The sequence below is a fragment of the Streptomyces sp. NPDC058653 genome, from assembly GCF_042716895.1.
Lineage (GTDB): Bacteria > Actinomycetota > Actinomycetes > Streptomycetales > Streptomycetaceae > Streptomyces.
The window spans coordinates 23048-37208 of record NZ_JBHXRM010000046.1; the positions used below are offsets into that span (position 1 = coordinate 23048).

The following is a 14161-nucleotide window of genomic DNA, read 5'->3' on the forward strand; positions in this document are numbered from 1 at the left end:
TGCGGTGGGCCAGTCGGGACGGTGAGGGTCGCGCCGGGCGGCCCCCGTACCGGCAAGTACTGTCGAACTCATGACTTCAACTGACAGTGGCAGCACGCCGAAGCCCCCCGCGAAGGACCCCTGGGAGCTTCCCGATGTCGCGGATCTGACGGTGGGTGTTCTCGGCGGCACCGGCGACCAGGGGCGCGGGCTCGCCTACCGGCTGGCACAGGCCGGGCAGAAAGTGATCATCGGCTCCCGGGCCGCCGAGCGTGCCGAGGCCGCCGCCGCCGAACTCGGCCTCGGTGTGGAGGGCGCGGAGAACTCCGAGTGCGCGCGCCGCAGCGACATCGTCATCGTCGCGGTGCCGTGGGAGGGCCATGCCAAGACGCTGGAACCGCTCAGGGACGTACTGGCCGGCAAGCTCGTCGTCGACTGCGTCAACCCGCTCGGCTTCGACAAGAAGGGCGCCTACGCGCTGACGCCGGAGGAGGGGAGCGCCGCCGAACAGGCCGCCGCCCTGCTGCCCGACTCACGCGTGACCGGCGCGTTCCACCATCTGTCCGCCGTGCTGCTCCTGGACCCCGCGGTCGCGCGGATCGACACGGACGTGATGGTGCTGGGCGAGACGCGGGCCGACACCGACATGGTGCAAGCGCTGGCGGCGCGTATCCCCGGTATGCGGGGGGTGTTCGCGGGACGGCTGCGCAACGCGCACCAGGTGGAGTCGCTCGTGGCGAACCTGATCTCCGTCAACCGCCGCTACAAGGCGCACGCGGGCCTGCGCGTCACCCACGTCTGACGGCGGGCGGGGCCGGAGCGGGGCCCCGGGCGGACCGGGCGGGCCGTACCGCATCGGAGGGCGGCCGGGGCATGGGGGACACTGGGCGGTGGCTGTACGCACGTCCTCACGCCCCCGACAGGAGCCGACCCCATGCCCCGCCTCGCTCTGTACGCCCTCGTCGTCTGCCTCCTGGCCATCGCGGCGGCCGTGGTCTCCTTCGTGCGGGGGAACTGGCTCGGCGTCGGCTGGGTGCTGCTGGCCGGGCTGTCCTCGAACATGGCGTGGTACTACCTCCGCCGGTCGAGGGCGACCGCCCCGCGCTAGCCGCACGCGCCACCCGACGGACCCGGTGCGGGGGCCCGCCCGACCGTACGAGCGACACGCGGGAAAACGTCTCGCGCGGGGGACCGAGTTCCGGCGAGGGTGGGGTACGGAGCCGGTGCCATGCGGAGTCGGCGCGTACGGAGGGGGTGGGCGTACGGAGGGGGAGAGGCGGCACATGCGGGGCGGGGACGTGGTGGAGCGGGCGGCCGGGCGGATTGTCGTACCGGACAATGGTGACGTGCGCTACCGGCTTCTCGGCCCCACCAGGGCACTGCGCGCCGACGGCACCCCGTACGCCGTCGGCGGACCGAGGCTGCGCGCGCTGCTGACCGTCCTGGCGCTGCGGCCCGGCCGGACCGTCCCGGTGGCCACCCTCGTCGAGGAGGTCTGGGACGGCGACGCGCCCGCCGACGCCGCCGGCGCCCTCCAGGCCCTGGTCAGCCGGCTCCGCCGGGTGCTCGGCGCCGGGGCGGTCGTCTCCGACACCGGCGGGTACCGGCTCCGCGCCGACCCGCAGGACGTGGACCTGTACCGCTTCGAGCGGCTCACCGCCGAGGGCACCAGGGCCCTGGACGACGGGAGCCCCGAGCGGGCCGCCGAACTGCTGGACGAGGCCCTGGGTCTCTGGCACGGTCCCGCGCTGTCCGACCTGCCCGACCGCAGCGCCGAGTCGGCGCGCTGGGAGGCCCGCCGGCTGGGCGCCCGCCGGGCCCGGCTCACGGCGGCGCTCGCCCTCGGCATGGCGGAGGAGGCGCTGCCGGAGCTGGCGGCGCTCTGCGACGACCACCCGATCGACGAACTGCTCCAGGCGCTGCGTATCCGCGCGCTGCGCGACGTGGGGCGTACGGCCGAGGCGCTGTCGGCGTACGAGGACGTCCGCCGCGACCTCGCGGCCAGGCTGGGCGCGGACCCGGGACCCGAACTGCGCTCGCTGCACAAGGAGTTGCTCAGCCCGGACGAGCACGGGGACGGCGACAGGCCGGGCCCGGCGCCCCGGACGGGGCCCGCCGGTTCGGTCGACGGGGCCGCGCCCGGAGGTCAGGCGCCGCCCGGCACACCCCGGCCCGCGGTCGCGGCGGAGACGGCGACCACGCGCGGCACCGCCGTCCCGGCGCCGGGCCCCGCGCCCACACCGCCGGCCCCCTCACCCACCGGCAACCTCCGCGTCTCACTGACCAGCTTCGTCGGCCGGGACGCCGACCTGGCCGCCCTCCAGGGCGACCTCCAGGACGCGCGGCTCGTCACCCTGCTCGGCCCCGGCGGCGCCGGGAAGACACGGCTTTCCCAGGAGGCCGCCGCGGCGGCCGACCCGGGTGGCTGGCCCGACGGGGTGTGGCTGGCCGAACTCGCGCCCGTGGACGACCCGGAGACCGTGCCCGAGGCCGTACTCCTCGCGCTGGGCGCCCGCGAGACCGTACTGCGCGGCGCCGGTGCCGAGGGGCTGCGCGCCGTCGACCCGGGCGCCAGCGACCCCCTCGTACGGCTCGTCGAGCACTGCTCGCGCCGGCGCATGCTGATCCTCCTCGACAACTGCGAGCACGTCGTGGACGCCGCCGCCCGGCTGGCCGAGGAACTCCTCGCCCGCTGCCCCGGCGTCACCGTCCTCGCCACCAGCCGGGAACCGCTCGGCGTGCCCGGCGAGGTCGTCCGCCCCGTCGGCCCACTGCCGGACCCCATGGCGCTGCGGCTGCTCGCCGACCGCGGCGCCGCCGCCCGGCCCGGCTTCCGTACGGACGAGGACCCGGCCGCGGCCGACGAGATCTGCCGCCGCCTGGACGGGCTGCCGCTCGCGATCGAACTGGCCGCCGCCCGGCTGCGGATGCTCACCCCCCGGCAGATCGCCGACCGCCTCGACGACCGCTTCCGGCTGCTGACCGGCGGCAGCCGCACCGTCCTGCCGAGGCAGCAGACGCTGCGCGCCGTCGTCGACTGGTCGTGGGACCTGCTCGACTCCGGCGAACGGACCGCGCTGGGCGCCCTGTCCGTCTTTGCGGGCGGCTGCGACCTGGCCGCCGCCGAGGCCGTCTGCGGACCCGACGCGCTGGAACTGCTCGGCTCCCTCGTCGACAAGTCGCTCGTGGTCGCCTCCCCCGGCCCCGACGGCGCGATGCGCTTCCGGCTGCTGGAGACCGTCCTGGAGTACGCCGGTGAGCGGCTGGACGAGTCCGGGGGCCGCGCCGCCGCCGAGCGCCGCCATCTCACGCACTACCGGGAGCTGGCCCGGCTGGCCGACCCCAAGCTGCGCGGCCCGGAGCAGCTCCGGTGGATCGAGCGGATCTCGGTCGAGTACGAGAACCTGCGCACCGCGCTGCGCCACGCCGTCGCCACCGAGGACGAGCACGAGGCGCTCTGCCTGGTGCACTCCCTGGCCTGGTACTGGCACATCCGCGACATGCGCACCGACGCCCGGCACTGGTCGGGCGCCGCCGCCGAACTGGGCCCGGACCCCTTCGACCCGCCGGTCACCCCCGCCCCGCCGATCTACGAGCGATGCACGGACGCGCCGCCGCCGATGGCGCCGGAACAGCTCCAGGAGGCGCGGCGCGGGGCCCGGCTGATCCAACTCTCCAACATGGACCACGACTTCGACGTGTGGACCTCGCCCGAGGCCCTGGAGTGGCTGCACCGCGTCAGTGAGGTGTACCGGCCCGGTCTGCCGCAGACCTGCCGTACGCCCGGCTCGCTCTGGTTCTTCTCGATCCTGCTGACGGGGCAGTCCGACCGGCTCCGTGAGGTGACCGACGCGACCGTCCGGGCGTGCCGGGACTTCGGCTACGAGTGGGAGCTCGCCTCCGCCCTCCAGGTGCGGGCCAACATTCTCGCCAACCGGTCCGAGTGGGTCGGCGACGCGAGCCGGGACGCCAACGAGAGCCTGGAGATCTTCACCAGGATCGGCGACGCGTGGGGCGCGGCCGAGGCCCTGTCGGCGCGTGCCGAGGCCTTCGAGCGCAACGGTGAGTTCGAGCGCTCGGCGGCCGACTTCCGCGCGGCCATCGACAACGCCCGGCTGCTCGGCGCCGAGGCGCAGATCTCGCTCCTGCGCACGCGGCTGGCGGGCGTGATGATGGAGACGGGCGACGGCGCGGAGGCCGAGGCGACGCTGCGCGAGATCCTCGCCCAGACCGCCCGGCGGGACTACGAGGCCGAGCCGGCCGCCCGGCTCTATCTGGCGATCTGGCTCGGCCGCACCGGACGCGCCGGCGAGGGCCGCCGTGAACTCGACGTGCTGCGCGAGGACTTCAGCCGTTCCAATCTCGCCCTGTTCGAGGGCTTCGTGTTCGGCCTGCTCTCCTGGCTGGAGAATCTCGACGGGCACTACGCGGAGGGGCTCGACCTCTCACGGCGGGCACTGGACCATACGCGCGACCCGATGTCCCGGGTGGTCGCCCCGCAGATGCCCGCCGTCCATCTGCTCACCGCGGGCTGGGCGCTGGCCGGGTTGGGCGACCCGGAGCGGGTACGGGACGGGGCGCGCCTCCTGGGCGCGTACGAGGCCCACCTGCCGACCGGCCACTACTCGACCTCGCAGGAGCGCGAGTGCCGGGAGGCGGCGGATGCCACGGTCCGCGCCGGGGGGCTTGAGGGCGCCGCGTACGAGAAGGCGCTCGCCGAGGGTCGCGCGCTCACCCTCGACGAGGCCTTCGAACTCGCCGGCGCCTGAGGCGCCTTCGACCTGCCTGCGGTCCGGAGGGACCTGCCTCCTGCCCGGAGGACCGGCCTTCTGCGCGGAGGACCGGTCTCCCGTCCGGAGGCGTGTCCTCAGGTCTTCTTGCGGAACTTGGCCACCGCGATCGGCGCCGTCACCACCGTGATCACCGCCGACCACGCCAGCGTCAGCCACAGGTCGTGCGCGACGGGCCCGCCGATGAACAGCCCGCGCGCCGCGTCGGCCAGATTCGACAGCGGGTTGTAGTCGGTGAAGTTCTGGAGCCAGCCGGGCATGGTGGACGGCGGGGTGAAGATCGAGGAGCCGAACTGGAGCGGCATCAGCACCAGGAAGCCCACCCCCTGCACGGCCTGCGCCGTCTTCACGGTCAGACCGATCAGGATGAAGATCCACATCAACGACGCGCCGAACAGCAGCGAGAGCCCGATCGCACCCAGGACGTGGAGCGGTGAGGTCTCGACCGACATCCCGAGGATGAAGCCCACGATCAGCAGGATCGTGAAGGCGACGATCATCCGGCCGACCTCGACCACGATCTTCGCTATCAGGACCGACGACCGGGCGATGGGCATCGTCCGGAACCGGTCCATGACCCCCTTCTGGAAGTCCTCGTTGATACCGCTGCCGACGGCCATCGAGACGTTGAGCCCCATCATCGCCATCAGACCGGGGACGAGATAGCTCACGTACTCCGACTGGTTGCCCTTGCCCGCGACGGCCCCGCCGAAGACGAAGACGAAGAGCAGCGTGAAGACGATCGGCATCAGCAGGACGTCGAACATCGACTCCGGGTCCTGCTTGATCTGGAGGACGTTGCGGCGCGCGAGGGCGCCGATGTGCCGCAGATTGCCCCGGAGGCCGATCCGGCCCTCGTCGGCGGCGGTTCTGACGGAGTGCTCGGTCCGGGGGACCGGCGCGGGCTCCGTGACTTTGGTCGTTGTCGCCGTACTCATGCCGCGACCCCCTTCAGCTGTGCGTCGGTCTCCGTGTCGTCGGACTGGTCGCTCGTCTTCTCACCCGTGATCGCCAGGAACACCTCGTCCAGGCTGGGCAGATGGGTGCCGATGTGCGCGATGTCGAAACCGCGCCCGCCCAGCAGCCCGATGACGGCGGTCAGTTGCTCGTCGGCGAGGATCGGCACGAAGAGCATTCCGTCGTGGATCTGCGACCCCGCGATGCCGTCCAGGCCCGTCTCGCTCAACGCCAGCGCCATCTCCGGCAGCCGGCCGGGGTCGCTCGGGCGGATCTCCAGGGTCCGGCCGCCGACCTTCGCCTTCAGCTCGTCGACCTTGCCGCCCGCGACGACCCGGCCGCGGTCGATGACCGTCAGCTCGCTGGCCAGCTGCTCGGCCTCTTCCATGTACTGGGTGGTGAGCAGGACCGTCACGCCGTCGGCGACCATCCGCTGGACCTCCGCCCACACCTCGTTGCGCGTGCGGGGGTCGAGGCCCGTCGTCGGCTCGTCCAGGTAGAGCACCGCGGGCTTTCCGATCATCGACGCCGCGAGGTCCAGGCGCCGGCGCATTCCGCCGGAGTACTGGAGCACCGGCTTCTTCGCCGCCTCCGTGAGGGAGAAGCGCTCCAGAAGCTCGTCGGCCCGCCTGCGGGCGGCCGGACGGGCCAGATCGAGCAGCCGCCCGATCATGTACAGGTTCTCCCAGCCGGAGAGCTTCTCGTCGACCGAGGCGTACTGCCCGGTGAGGCCGATGGTGCGGCGGAGCTGTCGCGGCTGCTTCACGACGTCGAAGCCGGCGACGACCGCCGTGCCCGCGTCGGGCAGGATCAGGGTGGAGAGGCAGCGTACGAGGGTGGTCTTACCGGCGCCGTTGGGGCCGAGGACACCGAGGACGGTGCCCTCACGCACGTCCAGGTCCACGCCGTCCAGCGCCTTGGTCGCACCGTAGTGCTTGACCAGGCCCCGCACCGTGACGGCCGTGGTGCCGTCGGCAGGGGTTGTGTCGATTCGCGTCATGCCGCTGATCCTGGCATCCGCCACTGACAAGGGACCGACAGGCGACCGACAGCCTGCCGACACGGAGCTGTCGGGCATGTCACGACCGGTGCCGAAGGCGGGCCCTGAGGAGTCCGCCTTCGGAGGAGTCCGCCGTCGCCACCGGGAAGGGGCCCCGGGAATGCCGACAGCCCGCCGATGGGGGATGTCGGCGGGCTGTCTTCTGTTGCGGCAGTGGCTGCGGTGGTGGGACTAGTGGAAGGTGTGCTCTTCCTGCGGGAACGTTCCTCCTGCGACCTCGTCCGCGAACGCCTTCGCGGCGTCGCCGAGCGTCTGCCGGAGGTTCGCGTACTGCTTGGTGAAGCGCGGCACCTTGCCACCCGTGAGACCCACCATGTCGGTGTACACGAGCACCTGCGCGTCGGTGTCGGGACCGGCGCCGATGCCGATGGTCGGGATGGACAGCGACCGGGTGACCTCGGCCGCCAGCTCGGCGGGCACGAGCTCCAGGACCACGGCGAACGCCCCGGCCGCCTGCGCCGACTTGGCGTCGTGCAGCAGCCGGTGAGCGGCCTCGTCGCCCCGGCCCTGCACCCGGTAGCCGAGGGTGTTGACCGACTGCGGGGTCAGCCCGAGGTGGGACATGACCGGGATACCGGCCTGGACGAGCAGCTCCGTCTGCGGCAGCGAGCGCGCCCCGCCCTCCAGCTTGACCGCGCCGACCCCGGCGTCCTTGACCAGCCGTGTGGCGCTTCGCAGGGCCTGGACGGGCCCTTCCTGGTACGAGCCGAAGGGGAGGTCACCGACAACGAGGGCGCGCTTGGTGCCCCGTACGACGGCCGCGGAGAGCATCGTCATCTCGTCGAGCGTGACCGGTACCGTGGTCTCGTAGCCGAGATGGACGTTGCCCATCGAGTCGCCGACGAGCATGACCGGGATGCCGGCCTCGTCGAAGACGGAGGCGGTCATCGCGTCGTAGGCGGTGAGCATGGGCCACTTCTCGCCGCGTCGCTTGGCGGCGGCGATGTCGTGGACGGTGACGCGGCGGGTGCTGGTGCCGCCGTAGAGCGACTTGCTGTCGCCGGAGGGGTTCTGCGCAGCCTCGGACTTCATGGCGTACGGCTCCTTCGTCATCTCGAGGCGCCCTGACGGCGTCCCCGGACCGAGTCCATGGTGGCATCCGATGACCGTCGACGGGAAGTGGGGCTGGTCCGCCCGGGAGGTCCATTGGGTAAAGAATTTACAATACGAGACGGTCTCGTATTGAAATGGGCCTAGGCTCGTCGCCATGTCCACACCCTCACCGTCGTCGCCCTCACCGATGTCCGGGCCGGCCGGCGTCCACGACTCGGCGCCCCGGGTCCCCGAAGCCGTTCACCGGCGCCGCTGGGCCATCCTCGGCGTCCTCATGTTCAGCCTGCTGATCGTGGTGCTCGACAACTCGATCCTGAACGTCGCGGTCAAGACGATCGCGAGCCCCGAGCCCGTCGGCATCGGCGCCACCCAGAGCGAGCTCGAATGGGCGATCAACTCCTACACCCTCGTCTTCGCCGGTCTCCTCTTCACCTCCGGACTCCTCGGCGACCGCGTCGGCCGCAAGAAGGTGCTGCTCTTCGGCATCGCCGTCTTCGGCGTCGGCTCCGCCCTCGCCGCGATGTCCGGATCGCCCGGTGAACTCGTCGCGTACCGGGCCCTGATGGGCTTCGGCGCCGCCTTTGTGATGCCGGCCACCCTCGCCGTCCTGATGAACGTCTTCGAGCGGGACGAGCAGCCCAAGGCGATAGGCATCTGGGCCGGCAGCGTCGGACTCGGCATCGCCATCGGCCCGATCACCGGCGGCGTCCTGCTCGAACACTTCTGGTGGGGCTCGATCTTCCTGATCAACGTCCCCGTGGTGATCGTCGGGCTGATCGCGATGTGGCTCCTGGTGCCGGACTCCAAGGACCCGAACCCCGGCCGGGTCGACCCGGTGGGCGTACTGCTCTCGATCGTCGGCCTCGTCCTGCTGGTGTACGGGATCATCCGCGCGGGCGAGCTGGCGGACTTCACCGACGCCACGGTGCTGGCCTCGATCATCGGCGGTCTCGCCGTCCTGGCCGGGTTCGTCGTGCACCAGAAGCGCAGCGACCACCCGTCGATCGACATGTCCTACTTCAAGAAGCCGGCGTTCTCGGCCGCGGTCGCCGCGATCGCCCTGGTCTTCTTCGCGCTGATGGGCGTGACCTTCTTCTCGGCCTTCTACCTCCAGAGCGTGCGCGGCTACAGCGCCCTCGACTCGGGTCTGCTGATCCTGCCGCTCGCCGTGGCGCAGATGGTGTTCGCGCCGCGCGCGCGGCTGGTCGTCGACCGGTTCGGCGCCCGCGCGGTCTGCACCGTCGGCATGCTGCTCGTCGCCGTCGGCCTCGCCGCGTTCGCCCTCTTCGACGCCACCACGCCCGTCTGGGTGCTCTGTGTGGTCTTCTTCGTCCAGGGCGCCGGAATGGCCCACATCATGCCGCCGGTGACCGTCGCCGTGATGCAGGCCCTGCCGCGCGAGAAGGCCGGCTCGGGATCGGCGGTCAACAACACCTTCCGCCAGGTGGGCGGAGCGCTCGGGATCGCCGTACTGGGCTCGCTGCTCTCCACCACCTACCGGGGCGAGATCGAGGGACACCTCGGCGCCGTGCCGGCCGCCGCGCGTGACACGGCGGGGGAGTCGATCGAGGCGACCATGGCCGTCGCCGGGAAACTCGGCCCCGCGGGCGGCCCGTTGATCTCCTCCGCGAACGACGCCTTCCTGACCGCGATGCATGTCACCGCCCTCGGCTCCGCCGCTGTCGCGCTGATCGGCACGGTCGTCGTGGCGCTCTTCATGCCGGGGCGCCCGGCACCGCAGGAGCCCGCCCCGAAGGAGCGGACCGGGCCGCGGGCGGAGCCGCCGGCCGAGCCCGCGCCCGCTCTGCGCGACTGAGCGGTTTGTCGACCGCGCCAGCCGACGTCGGCGACAATCGACCGGGTCGCACGGCGTACGGCGTGGCGCGGGCAGGGCGAAAGGTGATCCATTGCGAGGGCAGGAACAGGGCGGGGAACGGGAGCCCAGGCGGGGCCGGCCGCGCAGCGAGGCGGCCGAACGGGCGATCGTCCAGGCCGTGGTGCGGCTTCTTGAGGAGGGCGAGCCGCTGGCCGGGCTCTCCATCGAGCGCATCGCGCGCACGGCGGGCGTCGGCAAGGCGACCATCTACCGGCGCTGGCGCGACAAGGAGGAGCTCTTCGTCGACGTCCTGCGCGACATCGAGCCGCCCGAACCCGCCCTGTCGGGCACCTCGGGCCTCGCCGACATCCGCGTCTGCCTGGAGTCCCTGCGCCACCGCGGTCTCGCCCAGCGCAACTCGACCCTCCTGTACAGCGTCTTCGCGCAGATGAAGAGCCACCCGAAGCTGTGGGGGGCCTACCAGTGCACCGTGGTCGAGCCCCGGCGGGCCGCCATGAGGGCGGCGGTCAGCCGCGCCGTCGCCGCGGGCGAGCTCCGCGACGACATCGACGTGGAGCTGATGGACGAACTGTTCGCCGGACCCATGCTCGTCCGCACCATCCACCGCAAGGACGCCCCGCTCGACGACGACCTCTCCGAGCGCATCATCCGGGCGCTGCTCGAAGGCCTGCGCCCGAGAGACACTCCCCGGGGACCCGCCCCGGAGACCGGGAACTGACCCCCGGCCGCCTGTCCACGCCGAACGTGCCTGTTCCGTCACAGCCGTCCCCCGTCCGCCCGCGTCCGGAACCCACCGCCCCTCACCCGTCGTCCTTGTGCCCGTACGGCCGTCGCAGGGGGGACGGCAGGGAAAGGTCCCGTCATCGCCTAGGGTCGATGGCGGGCGTGCACGGCAAGGCAGTGAGGCAGGCGGAATGACGCAGGAGTACACAGCTGAGGTCCGGGTGGACGGCGCCGAGGACAACGAGCCTCCCACCGGCCGTTTCCGGGCCTACATCGACCGCTGGCGCGGCGACCGCGGGATCTGGCGCAGGGGCGCCGTCCTCGCGGCCCTCGCCGTCCTGACGGCGCTGCTGATGATCCTGCACGCCCAGATCCCCAACCGCATCGGCAACTTGGGCAGTCTCATGGAGACGTTCCTGCCGTGGCTGGGGCTTCTGATCCCGGTGATCCTGGTGGCCGCGGTGGTACGGCGCTCCGCCACCGCGCTGGTCGCGCTCCTGCTGCCCGCCGTCGTCTGGGTCAATCTCTTCGGCGGGCTGCTCTTCGACAAGTCGGGCGGCGGCGGCGATCTGACGGTCGCCACGCACAACGTCAACGCGGAGAACTCCGACCCCGAGGGAACCGCGCGGGAGATCGTGGAGTCCGGCGCGGACGTCGTGGCGCTGGAGGAGCTGAAGGCGTCGGCCGTTCCCACGTACGAGAAGGGGCTGGCCGGGACGTACAAGTACCACTCGGTGCAGGGCACCGTGGGTCTCTGGAGCAAATACCCGATGACCGCCAGCCGCCCCGTCGACATCCGGATGGGCTGGACCCGCGCGATGCGCTCCACGGTGACGACGCCGCAGGGCGAGGTCGCCGTCTACGTGGCGCACCTGCCGTCCGTCCGCGTCAAGCTGCACGCCGGATTCACCGCCAACCAGCGCGACAACAGCGCCGACGCGCTCGGCGAGGCGATCGCGGACGAGCGGATCGAGCGGGTCGTGCTGCTGGGCGACCTCAACGGCACGATGAACGACCGCTCCCTGAACGCCGTGACCTCACAGATGCGTTCCACCCAGGGCGCCGCGGGCCACGGCTACGGCTTCAGCTGGCCGGCCGCCTTCCCGATGGCGCGGATCGACCAGATCATGGTCAAGGGCGTCGAGCCGATGTCGTCGTGGACGCTGCCCCGGACGGGCAGCGACCATCTGCCGATCGCCGCCCGTATCGAACTCTGAGTCCCGGCGGGCCCCGGGGCCCGTTCAGGGGCTCGGCGACTCCCGCCAGCGGTTGGTGATCGGCAGCCGCCGGTCCTTGCCGAAGCCCTTCGCCGAGATCTTGGTGCCCGGCGGATACTGCCGCCGCTTGTACTCGGCCGTGTCCACCATGCGCAGGGTCTTCGCGACCAGCGCGGGGTCGAAGCCGGCCGCGACGATCGCGTCCTTGCCCTGGTCGCGGTCGACGTACATCGCCAGCAGCCGGTCCAGCACGTCGTAGTCCGGCAGTGAGTCCGTGTCGACCTGGCCGGGGCGCAGTTCGGCGCTCGGCGGCTTGGCGATCGAGTTCTCCGGGACGGGCGGGGTCTGGCCGCGTTCCACGGCGGCGCGGTTGCGCCAGCGGGCGAGCCGGAAGACCGTCGTCTTGTAGACGTCCTTGATCGGGCCGTACGCGCCGACGGAGTCGCCGTACAGCGTCGAATACCCCACCGCCAGCTCGGACTTGTTCCCCGGCGCCAGGACGATCTGGCCCTCCTGGTTGGACAGGGCCATCAGCATCGTGCCGCGCAGCCGCGACTGGAGGTTCTCCTCCGCGAGCCCGGTCAGGCCGAGCGCGCCCATGTACGCGTCGAACATCGGCTCGATGGGAACGGTACGGAAGTTCAGCCCCGTACGGCGCGCCAGCTCGGCCGCGTCGCCGCGCGAGTGGTCGGAGGAGTACTTGGACGGCATCGAGACGCCGTGGACGTTCTCCGCGCCGAGCGCGTCGCAGGCGATCGCGGCGACGAGCGCGGAGTCGATACCGCCGGAGAGACCGATCAGGACCGACCTGAACCCGTTCTTGGCGGCGTACGCCCGCAGGCCCACCACCAGGGCGGAGTAGACCTCCTCGTCGTCGTCCAGCCGCTCCGCGTAGCCACCGGTCAGCTCCGGCTCGTAGGCGGGGACGGGGTCCTCGGAGAGGACGACGTGGTCCACGCGCAGCCCGTCGTCCACGACGCCGCCCGGCGGTTCGGCGGCGGCCGCCGGCAGATCGAGGTCCAGGACCACACAGCCCTCGGCGAACTGCGGCGCGCGCGCCACGACTTCGCCGTACGCGTCGACGACGATCGAGTCGCCGTCGAAGACCAGCTCGTCCTGGCCGCCGATCATCGCGAGATAGGCGGTGGTGCAGCCCGCCTCCTGGGCGCGCTTGCGTACGAGTTCGAGCCGGGTGTCGTTCTTGGCCTGCTCGTAGGGCGAGGCGTTGATCGAGAGCAGCAGACCGGCCCCGACGGACCGGGTGGCCGGGACCCGGCCGCCGTCCTGCCAGAGGTCCTCGCAGATGGCGAGCGCGACGTCGACGCCGTGCACCCGTACGACGGGCATGGTGTCGCCCGGGACGAAGTAGCGGTACTCGTCGAAGACGCCGTAGTTCGGCAGATGGTGCTTGGCGAACGACAGCGCCACCCCGCCCCGGTGCAGCACGGCGGCGGCGTTCTGCGGGGAGCCCGCCGGCCGGCCGATCCGCGGCCGGTCCCGCTCGGACCGGTCGAGATAGCCCAGCACGACGGGCAGCTCCCCGAAGCCCTCGGCGTCGAGCCGCTCGGCGAGCGCGCGCAGCGCGTCGCGGGAGGCCTCGACGAAGGACGAGCGCAGGGCCAGGTCCTCGACGGGATAGCCGGTCAGCACCATCTCGGGGAACGCGACGAGATGCGCGCCCTGCTCGGCGGAGTGCCGGGTCCAGTGCACGATCGCCTCGGCGTTTCCGGCGAGATCGCCGACGGTCGAGTCGATCTGATTCAGAGCGAGACGTAGTTGAGGCACAACTCCACTGTAATCGTCTTTCTGACGCGATGGGGTCCCGAGGCGTGTGCGACGCGTGTGTGAGCCGCACCACGGGGCGGCGGGCCCACACAGCCGCGCCCTGAGCTCCTTCGACGCCTCCGGGCGGCTCCCGGTGCCTCCGGTGCCGTTCCCGGGCCTCCCCGGCGGCTTCCCGGCGGCTTCCCGGCGGCTCAGCCGGTCGCGTAGACCCGTTCCACCCAGGCGGCGATCTGCCCGTCGCTCAGGTGCCGCGCGAGGTCCGCCTCGCTGATCATGCCGATCAGGCGCTTGTTCTCGATCACCGGCAGCCGGCGGATCTGGTGCTCCTGCATCTCCTGGAGCACGTCGTCCACCTCCGCGCCCGCGTCGATCCAGCGCGGTGTGCCCCGCGCCATCTCGGCGGCCGTGATCTTCGCCGGGTCGCGGCCCGCGGCCACACAGCCGACGACGATGTCGCGGTCGGTCAGGATGCCCGTCAGCCGCTCGTCGACGTCGGCGATGGGCAGGGCGCCCACGTCCAGGTCCCGCATGAGCTGCGCGGCCCGGTCCAGGGTCTCGTGCGAGGGGATCCAGTCCGCCCCGGGATGCATGATGTCTTTGGCCGTGGTCATGGGGTTCGTCCCTCCTGAATGCCGTCCGCCCCGAGCGCACCCATCGTCACGGACTCGAACGGGTGTACGCGACCGCTGTCACCCGAACGGGTGAAACGCGGATTCGGCGGGCCCCCGGTCCCGGCCCGAACGGCGCCGCCCCCGCCCGC

Annotated in this window: 11 protein-coding genes; 6 read left to right on the plus strand and 5 right to left on the minus strand. The window is 72.2% G+C overall.

All coding sequences use genetic code 11. The features are described from left to right. Positions 1-70: 70 nt before the first annotated feature. The 3 genes from npdG (at position 71) to ACFWU9_RS30115 (ending at position 4748) form a co-directional block, all read left to right on the plus strand. The gene (gene npdG / locus ACFWU9_RS30105) at positions 71-781 is read left to right on the plus strand and encodes an NADPH-dependent F420 reductase (RefSeq protein WP_384324009.1); all 711 of its coding nucleotides are present in this window, start codon (positions 71-73) and stop codon (positions 779-781) included. A 132-nt stretch (positions 782-913) separates the two neighbouring features. Then, positions 914-1087, plus strand: coding sequence for a hypothetical protein (locus ACFWU9_RS30110; RefSeq protein ID WP_384324011.1), 174 nt, complete (start codon positions 914-916; stop codon positions 1085-1087). A 175-nt stretch (positions 1088-1262) separates the two neighbouring features. Beyond that, the gene (locus ACFWU9_RS30115; RefSeq protein ID WP_384324013.1) at positions 1263-4748 is read left to right on the plus strand and encodes a BTAD domain-containing putative transcriptional regulator; all 3486 of its coding nucleotides are present in this window, start codon (positions 1263-1265) and stop codon (positions 4746-4748) included. Positions 4749-4846: 98 nt separating this feature from the next. On the opposite strand, the gene ACFWU9_RS30120 is transcribed toward ACFWU9_RS30115, so the two are convergent. The 3 genes from ACFWU9_RS30120 to panB form a co-directional block, all read right to left on the minus strand. Beyond that, positions 4847-5707 (minus strand): ABC transporter permease, encoded by an 861-nt coding sequence (locus ACFWU9_RS30120; RefSeq protein WP_384324015.1) that lies wholly within the window; start codon positions 5705-5707, stop codon positions 4847-4849. After that, the gene (locus tag ACFWU9_RS30125; RefSeq protein WP_384324017.1) at positions 5704-6726 is read right to left on the minus strand and encodes an ATP-binding cassette domain-containing protein; all 1023 of its coding nucleotides are present in this window, start codon (positions 6724-6726) and stop codon (positions 5704-5706) included. The genes ACFWU9_RS30120 and ACFWU9_RS30125 overlap by 4 nt, the downstream gene beginning before the upstream one ends. 231 nt (positions 6727-6957) lie before the next feature. Beyond that, the gene (gene panB / locus ACFWU9_RS30130) at positions 6958-7818 is read right to left on the minus strand and encodes a 3-methyl-2-oxobutanoate hydroxymethyltransferase (RefSeq protein WP_384324019.1); all 861 of its coding nucleotides are present in this window, start codon (positions 7816-7818) and stop codon (positions 6958-6960) included. Positions 7819-8026: 208 nt separating this feature from the next. Between panB and ACFWU9_RS30135 the strand changes: the two genes are divergently transcribed. The 3 genes from ACFWU9_RS30135 (at position 8027) to ACFWU9_RS30145 (ending at position 11616) form a co-directional block, all read left to right on the plus strand. Next, entirely contained in the window at positions 8027-9655 is a 1629-nt protein-coding gene (locus ACFWU9_RS30135; RefSeq protein WP_384324072.1) for a DHA2 family efflux MFS transporter permease subunit, read from the plus strand. Between the two features lie 91 nt (positions 9656-9746). Further along, positions 9747-10394, plus strand: a complete 648-nt coding sequence (locus ACFWU9_RS30140; RefSeq protein WP_384324021.1) for a TetR/AcrR family transcriptional regulator — start codon at positions 9747-9749, stop codon at positions 10392-10394. A gap of 196 nt (positions 10395-10590) precedes the next feature. Next, on the plus strand, positions 10591-11616 hold the full coding sequence (locus ACFWU9_RS30145) for an endonuclease/exonuclease/phosphatase family protein (protein ID WP_384324023.1): 1026 nt from the start codon (positions 10591-10593) through the stop codon (positions 11614-11616). A 24-nt stretch (positions 11617-11640) separates the two neighbouring features. On the opposite strand, the gene ACFWU9_RS30150 is transcribed toward ACFWU9_RS30145, so the two are convergent. Together ACFWU9_RS30150 and ACFWU9_RS30155 are read right to left on the minus strand one after the other, a co-directional pair. Next, positions 11641-13401, minus strand: a complete 1761-nt coding sequence (locus tag ACFWU9_RS30150; RefSeq protein ID WP_384324025.1) for an NAD+ synthase — start codon at positions 13399-13401, stop codon at positions 11641-11643. Positions 13402-13592: 191 nt separating this feature from the next. Next, entirely contained in the window at positions 13593-14012 is a 420-nt protein-coding gene (locus ACFWU9_RS30155; protein WP_384324027.1) for a CBS domain-containing protein, read from the minus strand. Between the last annotated feature and the right edge of the window lie 149 nt (positions 14013-14161).

What these genes read in the sequence shown, in the direction of transcription:
- ACFWU9_RS30145 (WP_384324023.1), top strand. Translation starts at nt 10,591, where the DNA reads ATGACGCAGGAGTACACAGCTGAGGTCCGGGTGGACGGCGCCGAGGAC.
- panB (WP_384324019.1), bottom strand. Translation starts at nt 7,818, where the DNA reads ATGAAGTCCGAGGCTGCGCAGAACCCCTCCGGCGACAGCAAGTCGCTC.
- ACFWU9_RS30135 (WP_384324072.1), top strand. Translation starts at nt 8,027, where the DNA reads ATGTCCGGGCCGGCCGGCGTCCACGACTCGGCGCCCCGGGTCCCCGAA.
- ACFWU9_RS30155 (WP_384324027.1), bottom strand. Translation starts at nt 14,012, where the DNA reads ATGACCACGGCCAAAGACATCATGCATCCCGGGGCGGACTGGATCCCC.
- ACFWU9_RS30110 (WP_384324011.1), top strand. Translation starts at nt 914, where the DNA reads ATGCCCCGCCTCGCTCTGTACGCCCTCGTCGTCTGCCTCCTGGCCATC.
- ACFWU9_RS30125 (WP_384324017.1), bottom strand. Translation starts at nt 6,726, where the DNA reads ATGACGCGAATCGACACAACCCCTGCCGACGGCACCACGGCCGTCACG.
- npdG (WP_384324009.1), top strand. Translation starts at nt 71, where the DNA reads ATGACTTCAACTGACAGTGGCAGCACGCCGAAGCCCCCCGCGAAGGAC.
- ACFWU9_RS30120 (WP_384324015.1), bottom strand. Translation starts at nt 5,707, where the DNA reads ATGAGTACGGCGACAACGACCAAAGTCACGGAGCCCGCGCCGGTCCCC.
- ACFWU9_RS30115 (WP_384324013.1), top strand. Translation starts at nt 1,263, where the DNA reads ATGCGGGGCGGGGACGTGGTGGAGCGGGCGGCCGGGCGGATTGTCGTA.